Source organism: Maricaulis parjimensis (genome assembly GCF_016817355.1).
GTDB lineage: Bacteria > Pseudomonadota > Alphaproteobacteria > Caulobacterales > Maricaulaceae > Maricaulis > Maricaulis parjimensis.
The window spans coordinates 297247-318353 of the sequence record NZ_JADOTT010000003.1; the positions used below are offsets into that span (position 1 = coordinate 297247).

A 21107-nucleotide genomic window follows, 5' to 3' on the forward strand; every position below is an offset into this window, starting at 1 on the left:
TCTCCGGAGCTACTCAGGCGGTGAATATGGTTTCGAACCCACCGAAAATCATTCGCTTGCCATCGAATGGCATGACCATGTTGTCGGGAGTCATGCGGGGGTCATCCATCATCGCGGCCATGGCATGGTCACAACTGGCCTTGTCCGGCCATTTGATCCAGGAGAACACGACGACTTCGCCCGGTTCGCATTTCACAGCCATCGGGAAGGAAGTCAGTTGGCCATCCGGCACGTCCACGCCCCAGTTCTCGGCGATCTCCAGCGCGCCATGATCCATGAAGATCTCCGCCGCCAGCTTGGCGTGATCGATGAAGGCCTGCTTGTTGGCAGCCGGAACCGCCGCCACAAATCCGCTGACATAGCCCATGCCAGTCCCCCGATAGCTAGATCGAGAAACTCGTACCACATCCGCAAGCGGCCGTCGCATTGGGATTGTGGATCTTGAAGGCCGCCCCGATCAGCTCGTCGACATAATCGATTTCCGACCCGTCCAGGAAGGGCAGGGAGGCCTCGTCGATCACGACCTTGGCACCATCCCGCTCGATCAGCTGGTCGTCCGCATTCACGGCCGTGTCCAGATCGAATGTGTAGGAGAAGCCGGAACACCCGCCGCCTTCCACGCCGATGCGCAGCAATGTGCCCGCCGTCTGGGCGGCCAGAATGGTGTTGATCTGTTTCGCGGCAGACGCTGAAAGCGTGACATTGGCCGTCATGGCAGCTCGTCCGGAGGTTTGTGTTTACGTGTCTGCGAGTATATGGACCTCAACACGCGCTGATGAAAGGCCTGACCCACATGACGATTGCGGCCACAGACCGGTCTCGCGCCCGTTTCGCCTGTCATCCCGGTCAATCTCGGGGCCGTCGCTTCCCGACGCCGGACAGCGAAATGCGCAATGCCTTCCAGCGGGATCGCGACAGGATCATTCACTCAGCCGCCTTCCGCCGCCTCAAGGAGAAGACCCAGGTCTTCGTGGCGCATGAGGGCGACCAGTACCGCACACGCCTGACCCATTCACTGGAGGTGTCCCAGATCGCGCGCACCCTGTCGCGCATGCTGGGCGGGGATGAGGATCTCGCCGAGGCCCTGGCCCTGGCTCATGATCTGGGTCACCCGCCTTTCGGCCATGAGGGCGAACGCGTCCTGGCCGAGAAGATGAAGGATTTCGGCGGGTTTGATCACAATGCGCAGACCCTGCGTGTCGTGACCAAGCTGGAAGTGCGTTATCCGGAGTTTGAAGGTCTGAACCTGACCTGGGAAACCCTGGAAGGTGTGGTCAAGCATAATGGGCCATTGCTTTCCGCAGGGACGACAAAGGCGGATCTGGCCTGGGCTTTCCGCGCCTATGACGGGCTGGACGAGCTGGAGCTGCACACCCATGCCGGGTTGGAGGCCCAGATCGCGGCCTTGGCCGACGATATCGCCTACAATAATCACGACATCGACGACGGTCTGCGCTCCGGCCTGCTGGAATTGGAACCCTTGCTGGAGCTTCCCCTCGTCGGCGACATTTTCAAGCGCGCCATGACGCGCTGGCCGGATGCCGAGCGGACCATCATCATTCATGAGGCCGTGCGGGACCTGATTGGTGTCATGGTGGCCGATGTTCTCACCGAGACCCGTGCCCGGCTCGAGGCGGCCAAACCGCAAAGTGCGGCCGATATTCGAGCGCTGGACGCGCCGGTGGTGGCGTTTTCGGAAGAGATGACCCTGCATCTGGCCGCGCTGCGCCGCCATCTCTTCGCCAACATGTACCGGCACTACAAGGTCAATCGCATGATGAGCCAGGCCTGCCGTGTCATGGGCGAGCTGTTCGATCTCTACCTGAATGATCCGGGCGTCCTGCCCAATGATATCCAGGCAGGGATGAGTGGCGCCGGCACGTCCGGTTCGGCCCGTCATGTCTGTGACTATATCGCGGGGATGACAGACCGATTTGCTGTGGAAGAGCATCGCCGCCTGTTCACGGTTCAGGGATATTTCTGAGTCAGAACAGTCAGACGCGCTTCCGGCCGCGTGATCGCAGGGGCCGGAGAGTGCTATCGTTTGGACAGTGCCATGCGATTCGCGTGACACACGTATATTGAGACGCCGGAACACGTATGACGGACCAGGACGACGACGAGCGCATCGGCGCTTACGCCCCGCCGACGGATGAGTATTCGACTTTTGACGCGCGTGAGGAGGATGCCCGGCGCGGGCCGCTGCTTCTCACGGCGGCTCTGGCCGTGTTCATCCTGTTCCTGGGCGTGGTCTGGAGTGCCTATAATCAGGGCCTGCGCGAGAGCGGCCGTGACGGTGCTCCGCGCCTGGTGGCCAATGAAGAACCCTATCGTGAGCGTCCGGCCGACCCGGGCGGTGAGGAAACGCCGGGCACGGAACTGGGTGTCTATGACCGCCTGACCGGTGATGCGGAAACCGGTGATGAGGACGTCTCCTTGCGTCCGGCACCGGAGGAGCCGATCGAGGAATCGCGTCCGGCCCTGCGCGTCGAGACCGTGGATGCCGATGAGGCCGCCGCTCCGGCAACGCGGAACAGCCAGCCTGATGTGACACCGCATCCGGCACCTTCCCGTCCGGAACGTCAGCCGGATCCGGAACCCGAGCCCCAGCCGGAACCGCCAGCCAGCGAGCCTGTCCGTGATCCGGAGCCGGCCCCGCAACCTGTCACGCCGCCGGCTTCGTCCGCTGTCGATCTGGGCGGGGACTGGGTCGTGCAGATCGCCTCTTTCCGCAGTGAAGCTGACGCCGAAGCGGCCTGGGTCGCCTTCCGCACACGTTTCTCCGACATCGCTTCCGGGGCAGCGCCGGATGTGCTCAGCGTCGAGATCCCTGATCGCGGTACCTATCACCGCCTGCGCATTGCGGCGTTCGCAAGCCGCGACAGCGCCGTGGAGTTCTGCTCCACATTGCAGTCGCGTGGCCAGGACTGCCTGGTGGCGCGCCGATGAGCCTGTCGTCCGCGATCTACGGTCTGGAAGGGCTGACGCTCAGCCCGGACGAGAAAGCCTTTTTCCGCGACGCTGATCCGTGGGGCTTCATCCTGTTCGCCCGCAATGTGGAAGGCGTGCGCCAGCTCTCCCGCCTGACGCTGGAATTGCGGGATTGTGTCGGTCGTGACGCGCCCATCCTGATTGATCAGGAAGGTGGTCGCGTCGCCCGCCTGAAACCGCCGACCTGGCGCAAGGCACCGCCGGCCCAGGTGTTCGGCGATCTCTTCCTGAAGGATGAGGAAGCCGCCATCGAGGCAACCCGCATCAATCACCGCCTCCTGGCGCATGAGCTGCGCACGGTCGGGATCGACGTCGATTGCGCACCGGTCGCAGACCTGCGCATCGAGGGGGCGGATGCCATTATTGGTGACCGCTCCTTCGGGACGTCACCGGAACCGATCGCCCATCTGGGACGCGCCGCCATGGAAGGCCTGATGGCGGGCGGGGTCGCGCCGATCATCAAACACATTCCCGGTCACGGTCGCGCCCAAGCGGACAGCCATCTGGAATTGCCGGTTGTCCCGGAAGAGCACGGTCTCCTGGCAGAGACCGATTTCGCGCCCTTCAAGGCGCTCGCCGATGCACCGATGGCGATGACGGCCCATATCGTCTACGCCGACATTGATGACGAGAACCCGGCGACCCAGTCGTCCGAAATGATCGGCCGGATCATCCGCGGTGAGATCGGCTTCGACGGTCTCATCATGACTGATGATCTCTCCATGAAAGCGCTGACGGGCACATTCCGGGAGCGGGGCGAGCGCTCGTTGGCGGCGGGCTGTGACATGCTGCTCCACTGCAATGGCGACATGAAAGAGATGATCGCTGTCGCTGAAGGCGCGAAGACGATGGCCGGCAAGGCGCTCGAACGTGCCCTGGCAGCGGAAGCCGCGCGTGACACGATCGAAGAATTCGACCCGGCAGAGGCCGAATCGCGTCTCAATATGCTTTTGGCGCCGGTTACCGGGGCTGCGATGTCCTGATTTGGAGCACGGCTTGATCGAGGAATTCGAGGAAGACGTCCGGTTTGAAGCCGCCGAAGAGGCGGAAAACGATGGCCTGATCGTTGATCTCGATGGATTCGAGGGACCGCTTCACCTGCTTCTGGCCCTGGCGCGCAAGAAGAAAATCGACCTTGCCCGGATATCCATCCTCGAACTGGCCGAGCAATATCTCCAATTCATGGAAGCGGCGCGCCGCCGTCGTCTCGATCTGGCTGCCGACTATCTCGTCATGGCCGCCTGGCTGGCCTATCTGAAGTCCAAACTGCTTCTGCCCAAGCCGAAGAAGGACGAGGATGACGCTCCCGCCGAAGTGCTGGCAGCGGCCCTCGCTTTCCGTCTGCGGCGCCTGGAAGCGATGCGCGCGGCGGGCGACGCCCTGTTTGCCCAGCCCTTGCTGCACACGGATGTCCACATGCGCGGAGCGCCGGAAGGTGTGCGGTCCACGCGCTCGGTCACCTATGAGGCGGACCTCCACGATCTCCTCTCCGCCTATTCCCAGCGCCGCGTGCGCATGGCGCGATCCACATATCGTCCGCCAACGCCCAAGGTTTACGGCCTGGAAACTGCAAGAGAGCGTCTCGAAACGCTGATGCCCGAAATTCGGGAGTGGAAAGATTTGGACAGCCTGCTTCCCGGAGCCGGGGAGTTGGGCGCGGATCCGCCACCTTTGCGGTCCGTCCGGGCGAGTTCCATGCTGGCCGCGCTTGAAATCACCAAGGAGGGCCATGCACGATTGCGTCAGCGTGAGGCCTATGCGCCGCTATATGTGCGCGCCGCGGAGAGAGACGCATCGCATGACTGACGAGACCGATACCGAGACCGTAGACCCGATTTCCGATGCAATTGCGGCACTCCGGGAGCGCGCCGAGCACCAGGGGCCGTCAGCGATGGCGGATGAGGAAGCCTCCCAATCCCTGGGCGTGCATCTCGCGGTGAATACCGAGAAGCGCAATCTGCGCATTCTGGAAGCCCTGTTGTTCGCGGCCAATGAACCGCTGGACGAGGAAACCCTGATCGGCCGTTTGCCTTCCGAAGCGAATATCCAGGAATTGCTGGCCTCGCTGGCCGCTGAATATGCCGAGCGCGGTGTGCGTCTGGTGGACGTCGGTGGCCGTTGGCGTTTCGAAACGGCACCGGACCTGGCCGATGTGCTCACAGAAGTGCGCCAGGAGCCGCGCAAGCTCTCCCAGGCTGCGCTCGAAACCCTCTCCATCATTGCCTATCACCAGCCCGTGACGCGGGCCGAGATCGAGGAAATCCGGGGTGTGGCCGTTTCAAAGGGCACGCTGGATCTCCTGTTCGAGCTGCGCTGGATCCGGCCACGTGGCCGCCGGCGGACGCCGGGGCGTCCCGTAACCTATGGCACGACCGCGCAATTCCTCGAATATTTCTCGCTGGAGACGATCGGCGATCTGCCGGGCATGGCGGACCTCAAGGCGGCCGGCCTGCTTGATGCGCGCCTGCCGCCGGACTTCACCGTGCCCGACCCTTCGCGCCCGGATCAGATGGAGCTCATCGAGGATCCGCTGGATGATGAAGAAGCCCATGCATTCCATGTCGATTTCATGGAAGGTGCTGAAGATGATCCCGATGGTGCGGCGTAACGCAGCACATGCGATAGATTGTCCGTGAGCGTGATTGACGGGTTGGACGCCACGCGGCAAACGCAGTAGACCCAATTGACGTGTTGAAAGACGGAGAAGCCTATGGCTCCGGGTATGTGGCAAATCCTGCTGGTGGTCCTTCTGGCTGTCCTGCTGTTCGGCGGGCGGGGCAAGATTGCCTCGGTCATGGGTGATTTCGCCAAGGGCATCACCAGTTTCCGCAAGGGTTTGCGTGACGAGGAAGAGAGCGACGAAGCCGCGAATGACGCTTCGGCGACGATCGGCTCCGAAACCCGCGACGACGAAAAGACCGGGAGCTAGGCGATGAGCCCCGGCATCGGCATGCCGGAATTGCTGGTCGTGCTTGTGCTGGCTCTGGTGGTCGTCGGCCCCCAGCAATTGCCGGTCATGATGCGGCGCGTGGGTCAGTTGATGAACCAGGCCCGCGGCCTGGCCAAGGAATTCCAGAACTCTTTCGAGGAAATCGGCCGCGAGACCGAGCTGTCTGAGCTGCGCAAGGAAATCGAGGCGCTCAAACAAGCCAACCCGGTCAACCAGATCAAGGGCGAGCTCGACAAGGTGACCAAGGAAGTCCACGCCGAGCCGCCGGCCAAGACCGGCGCAACCGGTCTGCCGGATGACGGGAAAACGCCTTTGCCGGCTGCAAAATCGGACAGGATTGACGGTTAGGCATGGCCCAGCTGGAGCATGAGAAGGACGAGGTCGAGGCGAGCCGCGCCCCGTTGCTGGATCACCTGATCGAGCTGCGCTCGCGTCTCGTTGTGATCCTGGCCTTCCTGACGGTCGGATTCATCCTCTGCTTCGTCTTTTCCGGTCAGATCTATCAATGGCTGCTTCTGCCCTATCGCGATGCGGCGGCCTCGGTGCGCGGCGTGCCGGTTGAAGAGCTGGACCTCACAGCCAATTTCTTTGCACCGCTGGAATTCTTCTTCGTCCGGCTGAAGCTCTCATTGGTCGGTGCCATCATCATCGGCTTTCCGGTGATTGCCTGGCAGATCTACGGCTTCGTGGCGCCCGGCCTCTACAAAAATGAGCGTGGCGCCTTTGCGCCCTTCCTCGCCATGTCGCCCATCCTGTTCGGTGCCGGCGTCGCCTTTGTCTATTTCTTCGTTCTGCCCATGGTGATGCGCTTTTCGCTGGGGCAGGAACAGGTCCCCGAACTGGCGGGCACGCGGATCGAGCTACTGCTGAACGTGTCCGACTACATGAATCTCATCACCACGCTGATGCTGGTCTTCGGGATTTCCTTCCAGATGCCGGTCTTTCTCATGCTGCTGGCAAAGGCCGGCATCCTGCGCGGAGAGACCCTGCTGAAAGGCTGGCGCTTTGCCGTGGTCGGGATTGCGCTTTTCGCCGCGTTCGCGACGCCGCCGGACCCGATCAGCCAGCTCATGCTCGGCGGTGCACTCATGCTGCTCTATTTCATCTCCATCGCCGGCATGCGGTTGATGGAGCCGAAACCGCTCGAAGACGACGAGTCCTGAGGCAAGGCCGGTTTACGGCGCGCGCGGGCAGGGCTATAGCCGCCCCCAATATTCCTCCAACCTGCACCGGTCATTCCCATGCATGATATCAAGCTGATCCGCGACAATCCCGAAGCGTTCGACCAGGGCCTGGCCCTGCGGGGCATGGAACCGCAATCAGCCTCCCTGCTGGAGCTGGATGCGAGCCGCCGCGAAGCCCTGACCAAGCATCAGGAAGCCGAGACCGAGCGTAATGCGCTGTCAAAGCAGATCGGCAAGGCGAAGGCGACCGGTGACGAGGACGAGTTCAACCGTCTGCGCGGTGAAGTCGACCGTCTCAAGACCGTGCTCGAAGAAGCCGGCCAGCAGGCCCGCCATTTCGAGGAAACCCTCAACCAGCATCTCGCTGCCCTTCCCAACCTGCCCGAGCAGGATGTGCCGGCCGGCGCCGACGAGACTGACAATGAGGAAGTGCGCGGCTGGGGCACGCCGCGTGAATTCAGCTTCAAGCCGAAGGATCATGTCGATCTGGGCGAAGGGCTGGGCCTGATGGATTTCGAGAAGGCCGCCGAGATTTCCGGCGCCCGTTTCGTGGCGCTGAAGGGCGGTCTGGCCCGGCTGGAGCGTGCTCTCGCACACTTCATGCTCGACCTGCACACCTCCGAGCATGGCTATACCGAAGTCAGCCCGCCGCTCATGGTCCGCGATGAAGCCATGTTCGGCACCAGCCAATTGCCCAAATTCGCCGAGGATCTGTTCCGCACGACAGACCATCGCTGGCTGATCCCCACGGCGGAAGTGCCGCTGACCAATCTGGCTCGTGACGCCATCCATGAGGAGGCCAGCCTGCCGATGCGCTATACGGCCCACACGCCGTGCTTCCGCGCCGAGGCCGGATCGGCTGGCCGGGACACGCGTGGCATGATCCGCATGCACCAGTTCAACAAGGTCGAGATGGTCTCCATCGTTGCGGCCGAGGAAAGTGCTGAAGAGCTGGACCGCATGACTGGCGCTGCCGAACGCGTCCTGCAGCTGCTGGAATTGCCCTATCGCGTCATGCTGCTGTGCTCGGGCGATATGGGTTTTGCTGCCAAGCGGACCTATGACCTGGAAGTCTGGCTGCCCAGCCAGGACACCTACCGGGAAATCTCCTCCTGCTCGAACTGCGGGGACTTCCAGGCGCGTCGCATGAATGCGCGTTTCCGCAAGGCCGGAGAAAAGCGCCCGCAATTCCTGCACACGCTCAATGGTTCCGGTGTCGCCACCGGCCGTGCACTTCTGGCCGTGATGGAAAACCACCAGAATGAGGATGGGTCCATCAGCATCCCGGCGGCCTTGCGTCCCTATATGGGTGGCGTCGACGTCATCAGCGCCTGAATTCGGAACGACCTGTCATAGCCAATGCACCTGAAACGGCGGCATACCCGTGTAGCGGGCAGGCGCTGATAACCCTTGCTTAGCCATAAGTGGCCATCCTGCGCGTAGGCAAGGCAGGAAAGCGCTGATGGGACAATGCTCTGACCAGCAGCTTAGGCTCGCCCTGAAGAGCAGGCAGTCGATCGAGATGGGCCGCTTCGAATGGGTCAATCTCGACGCGGTGCGCCAGCGGGCCGGGCCCGACTGGGCGCGGCTGAGCGGCGAGATAAACAAGGCGAGTGCGCATTTTATCGAGCGTTGCATCACCTCGCGTGATGTTCTGGTTCATTGCGAGAATGGCTTCATGCTCATTCTCGGCGACTTGGTCGGTGCGGCGGCTGTAGCGAAAGTCGCGGAAATTTCGGTCGCCCTCAATCGTTTCCTTGCCAATCATGCCCCACTCAAATCTTTGAAGGTAAAGGCTGAAGCGCGCTCGGTATCCAAGGCCGAGTTCGCTTCCGTGCTGGCGGCGGCCAAGCCGATCATTCTGAAGGGCGGGCCGGCTGCTGTGCCGGCGCCAACCAAGGCGCCCGACGACCAGAAACCTTTCAATCCCCCGGTGCGTGCGCCCCTGAAATCCGTGCGCACGGAGACCAGCCCGATTGTCGCAAGGCCGGCATGTCCAGCGCAGATCGCCGACATCTCCAAGGGCTGGAATGAGCTGGGGCCCGAGCAGAGCGGCTCTACGGATCAGGATGCCCAAACGACCGGCGAGACCCATCCTGACGCCGACGCACAGCCGGAAGCCCTTTTCGACGAGATTGTTTTCATGCCTTTCTGGGATGCCCGGCGGGAAGCGCTCACGATGCAGGTCACCGTACCGCAGGGCACACGCGACGGGCGGACGGTGTTCGGCCGGGCGCTTTTGTGGCCGGGCGCTGATGAAAGCGTGGTTCGTACGATCGATCATGCCGTCGCCATCGCCGCTCAGCGCGGGTTTCAGGAATTGCACAAGACCGGGGCGACCGGTCAGGTCGGGATCGCGGTGAATTATGAGACCCTTGCCGTGGGGTCTGCGCGTCAGGACTATTTCAAGCTGCTCAACCTCATTCCCCAATCCCTGCGCAAGCATTTTGCGATCTGCGTCGATGGCATTCCTGAGGGTGTACCAGCCGGAAAGCTGTTCGAGATTTTCCACCTTCTCCAGTCTTACGGCTCGACCAACATGGTGCATCTGGACATGCGCCGGTCGGATCTGTCCCGGTTTGAGGGATGTGGTGTGGACTTGTTTGGCTGCCGCATTCCCGAAGGCATGGCGGACAGCCCGGACCTCGATGATGACATCGCTCTCCTGATGGCTTTCGCCAAGGCGGCAAACCGCTTGGGTGCGGGTTGCTATCTCAGCGGCATTGATGTGTTCGACGAGTTCAATCTCGCGGTTGTCGTCGGGGCCACCCACATGGCTGGCGAGGCCATTTGTCCGCCGCTGCAGGCGCCGGATCCCGTGCGTCCTGTGAAGGCGATCGATTTCGCGCCATCCGGCTTTGCCAGTCTGCCCGGCTGACACTTGATCCTCTGGTGACCCACCCTTTCGGGTGATTGTTCCTCCCCCCGTTTTTCGTGAGTTTTGGCACTCAGCGCCGATGGCGCGCCAATAACGAAATGGGGGAGGCGTCGCCAAGGCGGCGTTAGGGGATCATGCCAGGCAAGTCCAAGAACAAGATCGATCAGGCCGATACGCTTTCCGCGCAGGCGGCTAATTCGTCAAACGCGCCTGCTGCTGCCGCTGCAGCGCCTGGGCAGGGTAATCCCAACCGGATTCAGGTCCATATCGGTACCCGCGGTGATGATGTCCTCGAGGGCGGCAATGGCCGCGATCTCATGCTGGGGTTCTGGGGGGATGATGACCTGTCCGGCGGCGGGGGTGATGACCGGATTTATGGCGGCCGGGGGGATGACATCCTCCGCGGTGGTTTCGGGAATGACCGTCTGGATGGCGGCAAGGGCAATGACATCCTGAATGGCGGGGCCGGGGACGACATCCTGGTCGGCGATGACGGTGATGATATCCTGATCGGCGGCGGCGGAAATGATGTGATTTTCGGCGGACGCGGAACGGACACGGTTCTGATGTCCGGCGATTTGCGTGATGCCAACATTGTGAAAGATGGCGTCTATTATCGCATCCAGACCGATGAAGGCACCGTCAGCATGGCGGATGTTGATATCCTGACCTTCGACGACGCCACCGTTTATCTCGACGGTCGCAATAATGGCCCGATGATTGATGCGGACCAGTCCGCCCAAATCCAGGAAAACGGCACGGTCACGGTCGATGTGCTGGCCAGTGCCTTCGATTTCGACGGCGACGACGTCACGCTGTCATATCTGGATACCGTGGCCTTCAAAGGTCAGATCGATATTGATCCGCAGACCGGCGCGCTGATCTTTGACACGCTCACCGGCTATGAATACCTGTCCGAAGGCGAGACGATCGAGGTTGAGATCGCTTTCTCCGTGACCGATGGCACGGACACGGCAGATGGCATTGTCACCCTCACCATTGTCGGTACCAATGATGCGCCGGTCGTTGCCGATCTGTTTGCCGGCACCACCACGGAAGATGCCGGCCTCTATTCGCTGGACCTCGTCTCCCACGCGACCGATCCCGACCAGAACGATGTGCTCGGAATCGAGGAAATCCAGTCTGTCTCATCGACCAATCCGGACCGGACCATCATCTGGGGTCTGGACCCGAACAATCAGAACGCGCTCCAGCTGGATCTGGACCAGTTCAATGATCTGGGTGCTGGCGAGTCCGAGACGATCACCATCACCTATCTCGTCGGTGACAATCATGGCGGTGTGACGCAGACGACAGCGACCTTCAACGTGATCGGTCTCAATGACGCGCCCACCTATGTCGACTTTTCTCCGGTCATTCCGGAGGACGAGCCTTTCTACATCAATCTTCTGGCCGGAGTGGAAGATGCCGATGGTGACACCGTCACCCTGCGTCATCTGGACGTCTACCTGTCCAGCAATAATCGGAGCGTGGCCTATGATTTCGATCCGGAAACCGGCCGGATCTCCTTCCCGGCCGGCCAGTTCGACGATCTGGCCGAAGGTCAGACGGAAACCTTCACGATCGGCTTCTATCTGAATGACGGCAATGGCGGTTCCGTGCCGCGCGACATTCTGGTCACCATCACTGGCAGCAATGATGCCCCGATTGTCGAGGCGATCGATGCGGGCAGTGTCAGTGAGGATTCGGGCCTGTTCTCCGTCGATCTCATGGCCACCGCCAGCGATCCGGACAATGGCGACCAGATCGGTGTCGAGGAAATCCAGTCGGTCTCTTCCAGCAACCCTGGCCGGACGATCATCTGGAGCCTCGACCCGAATAATTATGATGCCGTCCAGCTCGATCTGAACCAGTTTACTGATCTGCGCGAAGGCGAGACCGAAACGGTCACCATCACCTATCTGGTTGGTGACAATCATGGTGGCGTCACGCCGAACACCGCGACCTTTGTGGTCACGGGTACGAATGATTTGCCGACCTTCGTCGACTTCACCCTGAGCCTGACCGAGAGCGAAACACTCTGGGTCAATCTTCTGGCCAGCGTGGAAGACGTCGACAGCGACACGGTCACGGCCACGAATGTGTCGGCTCACACCAGCAATCCGGATCGCAATGTCACGGTGAATGTCGATCTGGAAGCGGGGACGGTCATCCTGCCCTATGGCCAGTTCGAGGACCTTGCCGAAGGCGAAGTCGAAGTCTTGACCATCACATTCAACCTGGATGATGGCGATGGTGGGATCGTCCCGCGTGAACTCAGCTTTACCGTCATCGGCCAGAATGATGTGCCCTATATTGAGCCCTGGAACTCCACGCTCGAGGCGACGGTCGGCGAGAATGATGCGCCCACCCTGGTAACGGCCGGCAGCATCGCCTTCGACGACCCGGACGCCAATGACAATCATGATGCCTGGTTCAGCGGGCTGACCCTGTCGGGCAATGCCGGCGACCTCAACCCCGGCAATCTCTACGGCCTGCTGCGTCTCGACAATGAAGTGACCGATGGCCAGCTCGGCTGGACCTTCATGGCGGATGGCGGTCTTTTCGACTATCTGCAGGACGGTGAGAGTGTGACGCTCACCTATGACGTTGTCCTTTCGGACGGGCGGTCTGAAACCTCCACCACCGTGGCCATCACGGTGACCGGCACGAATGACGCGCCGACCTTCCAGACCTTCACGACCGACGTGAGCGAGGACTCGCCGCTCTGGGTCAATCTCCTGGCTGGCGTGGAAGATCCGGACAGCGACAGTGTCACCGCGACTGATGTCGTCGCCTATTCCAGCAATCCGGACCGGGCCATCCAGGCGAATGTGAACGCGGAAGAGGGCACGGTCATCATCCCGTCCGGCCAGTTCGAGGATCTCGCCGCAGGCGAGGTTGAAATTCTCACCATTGCTTTCAATCTGGATGATGGTGATGGCGCAGTTGTGCCGCAAACTCTCAGCTTTACCGTCATCGGCCAGAATGATGCGCCCTATATCGAGCCCTGGAACTCCTCGCTCGACGCCACATTCGACGAGAATGACGCCGCGACACTGACCACGACGGGCAGTATTGCGTTCGACGATCCCGATGCCAGCGACAGCCAGTATGGCTGGATCAACAATCTGACCCTGTCCGGCGAGACCGGCGATCTCAATCCCGGCAGTCTCTACTGGCTACTGCGTCTCGATGATAATGCCGTCGATGGGGAACTGGGCTGGACCTTCAATGCCGACAGCACAATCTTCGACTATCTGCAGGAAGGCGAAAGCGTCACCCTGACCTATGAAGTCGAGCTGACGGACGGTCGCGACAGCGACACCACCACTGTGTCCATCACCATCACCGGTACAAATGATCTGCCGACCTTCGTCGATTTCACCTTGTCTCTGGGCGAAAGCGAACCGCTCTGGGTGAACCTTCTGGCCAGCGTCCAGGATGTGGACAGCGACAGCGTGATCGTCACGGATGTGACGGCATATACCGACAATCCGGATCGCGCCGTTACGGCCAATGTCGATCTGGAACAGGGCACGGTGACCTTCCCCTATGGCCAGTATGAAGACCTGGCCGAGGGCGAGACCGAAATCCTGACCATCAGCTTCAACCTGGTGGATTCTGATGGCGGCGTACTGCCCCGTGAATTCCACTTCACGGTCGTGGGCCAGAATGATGCGCCCTATTTCGAGCCGTGGAATTCGGAACTCCAGGTCGATGCCGAGACCGATGCCGCAGGCGATCTGACCGCCGATGGCGTGATCGGTATCTGGGATCCCGATGCCAGCGATGAACATACGGGCACGGCGCTCGGCGTGAGCCTGGCTGGCGAAGTCGGCGACCTGACCGCAGCGGACGTGCTGGGCCTGATCAGTTTTGACGCGAGCGAGACCGGTCCGTCGGTTGCTTGGACTTTCACGGCCGATCCTGCCTTGTTCGCCTACCTCTCTACCGGTCAGGTTCTGACCCTGACCTATGATGTCGAGGTGAGCGACGGCCATGACACGGTGATGGCGCCCGTGGAGATCACCATTACCGGGCTGAACACGGCGCCGGACGCACCGGCGCTGGCCGTCAACATGCCGGAGGATGCCGGCTTCTTCTCGGTCGATCTGCTTGATGGTGCCAGCGATGCGGACGGGAATGCCCTGAGCATCAGCAATACGGTGCTTACATTCTCCAACCCGGACCGCACGGCCATCTACAGCCTCGATGAGGACACGGGCAGCATCACCTTCTATCCGGGCTTCTTCAACGATCTGTCGGAGGGCGATAGCGAGACCATCACGCTGAGCTTCGACGTCTCGGACGGGCAGGGCGGTGTGACGCCGCGCACCGTCACCATCACGGTCGACGGGGCCAATGACCCGGTTGCCATCTATGACGGTGTCTCGCTGAACTTCGGCGAAAATGATGCGGCCGTTTTGAGTGAGAGCGGCACGCTGTCCTATTCGGACCAGGACGGAAATGACACGCACACAGCGACTGTCAGCCAGGTCCGTCTGCAGGGGCAGTCAACGGGTCTGGCGGGTGTCGACCTCGCCTCCATGCTGACGCTGGAGGCGTCCGATGGCGTACTCAGCTGGTCCTTTGATGCGGATGCCAGTGTGTTCGATTATCTCGATGACGGGGCGAGTGTCCGTTTGACCTTCGATGTGGAGCTGAGCGACGGTCTCACCACCAGCACGTCCCAGTTCAACATCATGATCTTCGGCAGCAATGATCTGCCGACTGTATCCGCGCCTGTCTCGGTGACAGTGGCGGAGAATGCGGCACCGGTTGTGCTGGACTTGTTCGGGAATGCCAGCGACCCCGAGGGCGATGCCATGGCGGTCACCGGCGTGTCGGTGACCACGGAAAGCGGCGATCCGGTCGACTTCACCGTGGATGCCTTCACGGGCGAACTGGTTGTCGACCCGGCCCAGTTCGGCGATATCGCAGCAGGCGCCACTGAAACCCTCACGGTGGAATACGGTGTCGCCCATGCGGACACCGTCATCACGGGCGGGTCTGAGGCCACGCACCAGATCGGCAATGCCGGCATGTGGTTCGTGGTCGATTTCGACACCGGCCAGGTGTTCAGCGAAGTGCGCACATCCGCCACCTTGTCTGCGCCGGCCGGCTTGCCGTCCAATGGCGTGGTCTTCCACCTCAATGGCAATAATGCCGACTACAACATCATGGCCACGACCTATGTCGATGGTGTCGCCAGCGTCGTCGATCCGAGTGAGTTCGACCTATCGGGCTATACTGGGGGCTATGTCCAAAACGGCGACTGGGCGCGGTATCTGGACTCCATCACCGATGCCCAGGTGAGCTGGTCCGGCACGGTCGACACGGCGGACGGTCCGCTCACGGTCAGTTTCACCTTTGACAGTCTGGACTTTGTGGACAGCCGAGTCGGCAATTCCTCCATTGATGGCTGGTCTGTGGAGGTTTCCGGACCGTCCACTCCGGCGTCGGCCAGCATCATCATCCAGGATGAAGGTGCAGCCAGCGGCGCTGCCGAGGCGATCGCTTTCACCAGCCTGCCCATGCCGGATGCTGAAACCGGGACGGTCAGCAAGACCACCGGCTCATCCCAGGAGCCGGGTCTGGTGAACCTGTCGGATGATTTCAGTCTTCCCGGACAGATCGGCGCATCGGATGTGTCGGCAATGGGCTGGGACAGCGCCATCGATACGCAGGCCTTTGACGGCCTGACCGGATTGCAATCCCTGTCACAGGGGGGGACCGGGATTGCGACCGGGGGCGTGATTCCGAATGACGGGATCACGTCCCCCGGTACCGGCATCTGGCCGGATTCAAGTTTTGATCCATTCGAGGTCGAGATCTTCCTGCCGCCTTCCATTGATACGCCGGAAGGCTGGTAGCTCGAACTCTGTGGATCATGAGCCAGGCGGCCGCCCAGCCGCCTGGCTCTTTCCTGTTGTTGACAGACTTGTGGGCTGGCAGGTCGGGGCAAATCGTCTAGAAGCGTGCATTGACTGATGCCAAGGACGAAATCCCATGATCCCCGACAATCCGCGAATTCTTCTGACCAATGATGACGGCATCCGGGCCCACGGCCTGAAAGTGCTGGAGAAGATCGCGCGGGATCTTTCAGACGATGTCTGGATTGTCGCCCCGGCCGAGGAACAATCCGGAGCCGGCCGGTCCCTGACCCTCCATTCCCCGCTGCGCGTGCGCAAATGGGGCGACCAGAAATTCTCCGTCTCCGGCACGCCGACCGACTGCGTGCTGATGGGTGTGCAGGACATCATCCCGGGCAAGCAGCCCGACCTTGTCCTGTCCGGCGTCAATCGCGGCCAGAATATCGCCGAGGATGTCACCTTCTCCGGCACGGTTGCCGGTGCCATGCAGGGCATGCAGCTGGGCATTCCGTCCGTCGCCCTGTCCCAGGCCTATGGCTTCAAGAAGGATGATCCGATCGAGTGGGAAACCGCCGAGCTCTATGGCGCACCGATCCTGCGCCGCCTGTTCGATCTGAAATGGCCGGACGATGTCCTGATCAATATCAATTTCCCGGACCGCAAGCCGGAAGATGTCACCGAGGTTGAGGTCACCCGCCAGGGCCGCCGTGACCAGCACATCCTGCACGCCGAACACCGTACCGATCCGCGCGGCATGGATTATTACTGGCTTGCCTTCAAGGGTATCCTGTCAAATCCCCCCGAGGGTGTGGACCTGAAGGCGATCTATGACGGCAAGATTTCCGTCACGCCGCTCCACATGGACCTGACCCATGGCGAGACCTTGGGCAATCTGAAGAAAATGCTGGGCGGCGTGCCGCCCAAGAGCTGAGGCAGGGCAACGGACATGCAACTCCCCGATCCGCGCATGATCCAGCTGGTGATGAGCCTACGGGGCGGTGGTGTGACCGATGCCAAGGTCATGGGTGCACTGGAGCGCACGCCACGCCATCTCTTTGTGCCGCAGCGTTTCGGGGATCAGGCCTATGATGACCGGGCCCTGCCGATCGATTGCGGTCAGACCATATCCCAGCCGCTCATCGTGGCCCTGATGACCCAGGCTCTGAAACTGGATGATCGCTGCAAGGTGTTGGAGATTGGTACCGGGTCGGGATACCAGGCTGCTGTGCTCGCGCGGCTGGCGCGCCGGGTCTATTCGGTGGAGCGCTATCGCACGCTCTCCCGTGAGGCGGAGGCCCGTTTCGAGGCGCTTCGCCTGACCAATATCGTGACCAAGATCGGCGATGGCACGCTGGGTTGGACAGAACAGGCACCGTTTGACCGGATCATTCTCACCGCGTCAGCGCCCGAGCGCCCCGACCTGATCCTAGAACAGCTCAAGGATGGCGGCATCGCCGTGGCACCGGTCGACCGCGGGACCAAACAGGTTCTGGTTCGCTATGTCCGTCATGGCGACGACATCGAGGAGAGCGACATCATGGATGTCCGCTTCGTGCCGCTGGTAAAGGGTGAAGCCCGCGCGCTCTGATTGCGCGACCTTCAAGGCTTTGATTTCGCGTTAGAAGTTAGTCCTCCCGTTATAATGGGACTGTGCTAGAAATGAGCATGGGCACGAAACTGGTGGAGAGCCCGGATCCGCGAATCTGGATCCAGGAGCTCGAAGGACAGATCAGTCGGCTGGGACACTCCACCCTGCATCTCCGGATCGGAGATTTGCGGGCGGCAGGGCGTCTGGACGCCATAATTGTCGATGCCCGCGCCATCAGTGACAATCCGCCATTCAGCCTGCTGCGGGAAATCTGGAATGACGGGCTGGAAGTCCTGTCCGGATTGCCCGTCGCCTATCTCCCGCCTCCCGGCCACAATGAGGCTCTGGAAAACCTGCTGATGGAGTATGTCCGCGAGTGGGACGTTAAGTATCAGCGCTTTGACGACCGGGATAAGGCCTACGCTTGGTGTCTCGCGCAACTGGATTCCGCCTGAACCGGAACGCCCCTTGAGGCATGCATAATCTAAAAGCGTGTTTTGTGGTCCTTGCGCGTCATGGATAACCGCCGGTTAAGCCTTGCCATGGCTGTATGTCAGGCAATCTGGCTTCGGAGCGTTCATTCGTCATGCGTGTTGCAAACCTGATCTGCCTTGTCGCGGTCCTCAGCGCCGGCCTCGCGGCCTGTGCGTCGACCCCGCGCGAGCCGGCCCGGGTGGAAAACCGCTATCCGGGTAGCAGCTCCGGCCCGTCCGCCTCATCGCGGATCAGTCGTGTTGAATGCGGCAATGCCTACACGGTGCGCCGCGGCGACACGCTGTCGGAAATCGCCGTGAGGTGTGGTGTCGAGATGGAAGCTCTGGCCAGCGCCAATTCGCTCTATCGTCCCTATGCCCTGAATGTCGGTCAGGTCCTGTCCATGCCGCGGCCGGCGGTGCATGTCGTCCAGCGTGGCGAGAATCTCTACCGGATCGGCCTTCGCTATGATGTGCCGTTCCAGCAATTGGCCGCCCATAATGGCATCCGCCCGCCCTACAGCCTGGAAGTCGGTCAGCAGATCCGCCTGCCGCAGGGGGCGACCGTGGTCAATCTGGCAAGCCGCGACAACCGCGCCGGATCAGCCTCGACGGCCCGTCCGCCGGCCCGCGAGAACCGTCCGCCGCCGGCCCAGGCCGGAGCGCCGGGCTTTGACTGGCCGATCCGCGGCTCTGTCCTGTCGAGCTTTGGCCGCAAGCCGGATGGCGGCCGCAATGATGGCATCAATATCGAAGCACGCACAGGCGACAGTGTCCGTGCCGCTGCAGCGGGTCAGGTCGTCTATGCCGGGTCTGAACTGGCCGGCTATGGCCAGCTCGTTCTGCTGCGCCATTCAGGTGGTTTCGTGACGGCCTATGCCCATAATTCGCGCCTTCTGGTGCGTGAAGGCGATCAGGTCAGTCAGGGCCAGATCATCGCCGAGGCAGGCGATACCGGCTCGGTGGACCGGCCGCAGGTCCATTTCGAGATCCGCAATGGCGTCAATCCGGTCGATCCGATGAGCTATCTGCGCTGATCGCCTGCAGGTTTCCAACAGCCAGGCCTTGTTGCATGACAGGGTGACCCCGATATAGTCCCGCGCACTTTCTTTTTCGGTCGGCCGCGCCTTTGCGCGTGGGTTGGCCCAGCCATCGTGGGATTAGACTGTCATGGAAGCTTTTTTCGGCCCTCAGGTCCTCATGCTCGTCCTTATGTTCGGCGTGCTCTATTTCCTGATGATCCGTCCGCAGCAAAAGCGGATGAAGGAACACAAGGAAATGGTGGAAGGCCTCAAGCGCGGCGATGAAGTGATCACTCAGGGTGGTCTGATCGGCAAGGTCGCCAAAGTGGCCGACGAAGAAGTGACGGTTGAGCTGTCTGAAGGCGTGAAGGTTCGCGTGGTCCGCCAGACGATCGCCTCGGTGAAGGGCCGGACCGAGCCCAAGCCGGCGAATGACGCCAAGGACGACTGATCCACTTCTCGACGACCAACTGAAAAGGCCGCGCTGCCATGCTGTATTTCGGGCGCTGGAAACTTCTCTCCATCATCCTTGTTGTCCTGTTGGGCATTCTCTACACCGTGCCCAACATGGTGCCGGAAGAAGAGCGCTACACGATCAGCGATATCGATGGCAGCCGCGAGGCGCGCGGTATCTGGCGCTGGTTGCCCAGCCGCACGATCAATCTCGGCCTCGACCTTCAGGGCGGTTCGCACATCGTCTTTGAAGTCGACATGGACGAGGTCCGCACGGCCCAGCTGGAAGGCCTCGCCGCCGACAGCCGCCAGACCCTGCGCAATGAGCAATTGCTGCCGCGTTCGGTCTCGGTGATCGGCGATGAAGTCGTCGTCCTGATGATCCGTCCGGAACAGCGCGACCAGGCACTGGAACAGCTGCAGACGTTGAACGGGCCGGTGACGACGGAATTCGGCGGTCCCAGCCTGGCCCAGATGTACCGCATGGCGGCCGATCCGAATGATCCCGGTGCGATCCGCATTACGGTGACGGACGAGCAGTTCGCCGCCATCAAGAACCGCACGCTCAGCCAGGCCATCACCGTGATCCGTCGCCGGATCGATGGTCTGGGCACGACGGACCCGACGATCGCCCGTTCCGGCGAAGACCGGGTCCTGGTCCAGGTGCCGGGCGCGGAAGATCCGCAGGAAATCATCGACCTGGTCGGTACGCAGGCGGCGCTCAGCTTCCACATGGTCGACAGCACGATCGATCCGGGCCCCAACGGTCAGGCCCGCACGCCGCCGGGGCGCACGATCTACCCGGTCGCCAACACTCAGCCTGTCCAGTACCTCGCCGTGGAAACGCGCCAATTGCTGACGGGTGAGAACCTGACCAATTCCAACGTCACTACCCATCCGAGCTATTCCGGACCGGTCGTCGGATTCCGCTTTGACACCCAGGGCGCGCTCGTCTTCGGGGATGTGACAGCCAATAATCGCGGCCGCCAGTTCGCCATCGTGCTCGACGGCGAGATCATTTCGGCGCCGCGCATCAATGAGCCGATCCTGGGCGGATCGGGCGTTATTGGGGGCGGCTACACCTATGAGACGGCGTCCCAGCTGGTCATCCTGCTCAATGCGGGGGCGCTGCCGGCCACGCTGACGCCGGTCGTCCAATACACGGTGACGCCGAGCCTCGGCCATGACCAGATCGAAAGCGGCAAGCTGGCCATCATCATCGGCTTTGCGCTGGTGATCGTCTTCATGCTGGCGGCCTATGGCGTGTTCGGTGCATTCTCCGTTGCCGCACTCCTGGTCAATGTGGTCCTGATCCTGGGCGGCTTGTCCGGCCTCGGCATGACGCTGACCCTGCCGGGCATTGCGGGCATCATCCTCACCATCGGTATGGCCGTCGACGCCAATGTGCTCATCTTCGAACGTATCCGCGAGGAGAGTTTGAACGGGCGAACACCGGCGAATGCCATCCAGGCCGGTTATGAACGGGCCCTGGCCGCCATTCTCGACGCCAATGTGACCACCTTCATCGCCGCCGCCGTGCTCTATCTTCTGGGCGCCGGCCCGGTCCGCGGCTTCGCCGTGACCCTGGGCATCGGCATCATCACCTCGGTCTTCACGGCCTTTGTCTTCTCCCGTCTTCTCGCCGTGCTCTGGCTGCGCGGCTTCAAGCCGAAACAGCTGCCGATCTAAGGG

General features: G+C 61.7%; 19 protein-coding genes. 17 read left to right on the top strand and 2 right to left on the bottom strand.

Features of this window, described 5'->3' with window-relative positions; translation table 11 throughout:
- Positions 1–13: 13 nt before the first annotated feature.
- Together I0K07_RS07125 and erpA are read right to left on the bottom strand one after the other, a co-directional pair.
- Positions 14–367, bottom strand: coding sequence for a DUF1428 domain-containing protein (locus I0K07_RS07125; RefSeq protein ID WP_203292142.1), 354 nt, complete (start codon positions 365–367; stop codon positions 14–16).
- Between the two features lie 16 nt (positions 368–383).
- Positions 384–713: an iron-sulfur cluster insertion protein ErpA gene (gene erpA, locus I0K07_RS07130; protein WP_203292143.1), complete on the bottom strand. Its 330-nt coding sequence runs from the start codon at positions 711–713 to the stop codon at positions 384–386.
- A gap of 62 nt (positions 714–775) precedes the next feature.
- Here erpA and I0K07_RS07135 point away from each other — a divergent pair, with 62 nt between their 5' ends.
- From I0K07_RS07135 to secD, 17 genes are all read left to right on the top strand, one after another.
- Positions 776–1984, top strand: coding sequence for a deoxyguanosinetriphosphate triphosphohydrolase (locus tag I0K07_RS07135; RefSeq protein WP_238934637.1), 1209 nt, complete (start codon positions 776–778; stop codon positions 1982–1984).
- A gap of 116 nt (positions 1985–2100) precedes the next feature.
- Entirely contained in the window at positions 2101–2949 is an 849-nt protein-coding gene (locus tag I0K07_RS07140; RefSeq protein ID WP_203292144.1) for an SPOR domain-containing protein, read from the top strand.
- Positions 2946–3974 carry a beta-N-acetylhexosaminidase gene (nagZ, locus tag I0K07_RS07145; RefSeq protein WP_203292145.1) on the top strand — a complete coding sequence of 343 codons (1029 nt, stop codon included), beginning with the start codon at positions 2946–2948 and terminating at the stop codon, positions 3972–3974. Before I0K07_RS07140 ends, nagZ begins: the two co-directional genes overlap by 4 nt.
- Before the next feature lie 13 nt (positions 3975–3987).
- Positions 3988–4797: a segregation and condensation protein A gene (locus tag I0K07_RS07150; protein WP_203292146.1), complete on the top strand. Its 810-nt coding sequence runs from the start codon at positions 3988–3990 to the stop codon at positions 4795–4797.
- A complete protein-coding gene (gene scpB / locus I0K07_RS07155; protein ID WP_203292147.1) occupies positions 4790–5599 on the top strand; it encodes an SMC-Scp complex subunit ScpB in 810 nt (269 codons plus the stop codon). Before I0K07_RS07150 ends, scpB begins: the two co-directional genes overlap by 8 nt.
- A 102-nt stretch (positions 5600–5701) precedes the next feature.
- Positions 5702–5920: a twin-arginine translocase TatA/TatE family subunit gene (locus I0K07_RS07160; protein ID WP_203292148.1), complete on the top strand. Its 219-nt coding sequence runs from the start codon at positions 5702–5704 to the stop codon at positions 5918–5920.
- A 3-nt stretch (positions 5921–5923) separates the two neighbouring features.
- Complete coding sequence (gene tatB, locus I0K07_RS07165) at positions 5924–6289, top strand: Sec-independent protein translocase protein TatB (protein WP_203292149.1); 366 nt, start codon at positions 5924–5926, stop codon at positions 6287–6289.
- 2 nt (positions 6290–6291) lie between these two features.
- A complete protein-coding gene (tatC, locus tag I0K07_RS07170) occupies positions 6292–7104 on the top strand; it encodes a twin-arginine translocase subunit TatC (protein ID WP_203292150.1) in 813 nt (270 codons plus the stop codon).
- A 78-nt stretch (positions 7105–7182) separates the two neighbouring features.
- Positions 7183–8460 carry a serine--tRNA ligase gene (gene serS, locus I0K07_RS07175; protein ID WP_203292151.1) on the top strand — a complete coding sequence of 426 codons (1278 nt, stop codon included), beginning with the start codon at positions 7183–7185 and terminating at the stop codon, positions 8458–8460.
- 127 nt (positions 8461–8587) lie between these two features.
- Positions 8588–10003, top strand: coding sequence for a hypothetical protein (locus tag I0K07_RS07180; RefSeq protein ID WP_203292152.1), 1416 nt, complete (start codon positions 8588–8590; stop codon positions 10001–10003).
- Between the two features lie 134 nt (positions 10004–10137).
- Positions 10138–15879: a VCBS domain-containing protein gene (locus I0K07_RS07185; protein WP_203292153.1), complete on the top strand. Its 5742-nt coding sequence runs from the start codon at positions 10138–10140 to the stop codon at positions 15877–15879.
- Positions 15880–16015: 136 nt separating this feature from the next.
- Positions 16016–16810 (top strand): 5'/3'-nucleotidase SurE, encoded by a 795-nt coding sequence (gene surE, locus I0K07_RS07190; protein WP_203292154.1) that lies wholly within the window; start codon positions 16016–16018, stop codon positions 16808–16810.
- Between the two features lie 15 nt (positions 16811–16825).
- Positions 16826–17467 carry a protein-L-isoaspartate(D-aspartate) O-methyltransferase gene (locus I0K07_RS07195; RefSeq protein ID WP_203292155.1) on the top strand — a complete coding sequence of 214 codons (642 nt, stop codon included), beginning with the start codon at positions 16826–16828 and terminating at the stop codon, positions 17465–17467.
- A 77-nt stretch (positions 17468–17544) separates the two neighbouring features.
- On the top strand, positions 17545–17922 hold the full coding sequence (locus I0K07_RS07200) for a hypothetical protein (protein ID WP_203292156.1): 378 nt from the start codon (positions 17545–17547) through the stop codon (positions 17920–17922).
- 131 nt (positions 17923–18053) lie between these two features.
- Positions 18054–18977 carry a M23 family metallopeptidase gene (locus I0K07_RS07205; RefSeq protein ID WP_203292157.1) on the top strand — a complete coding sequence of 308 codons (924 nt, stop codon included), beginning with the start codon at positions 18054–18056 and terminating at the stop codon, positions 18975–18977.
- Between the two features lie 133 nt (positions 18978–19110).
- Entirely contained in the window at positions 19111–19413 is a 303-nt protein-coding gene (gene yajC / locus I0K07_RS07210) for a preprotein translocase subunit YajC (protein WP_203292158.1), read from the top strand.
- A gap of 38 nt (positions 19414–19451) precedes the next feature.
- Complete coding sequence (gene secD, locus I0K07_RS07215) at positions 19452–21104, top strand: protein translocase subunit SecD (RefSeq protein WP_203292159.1); 1653 nt, start codon at positions 19452–19454, stop codon at positions 21102–21104.
- Positions 21105–21107: the final 3 nt, after the last annotated feature.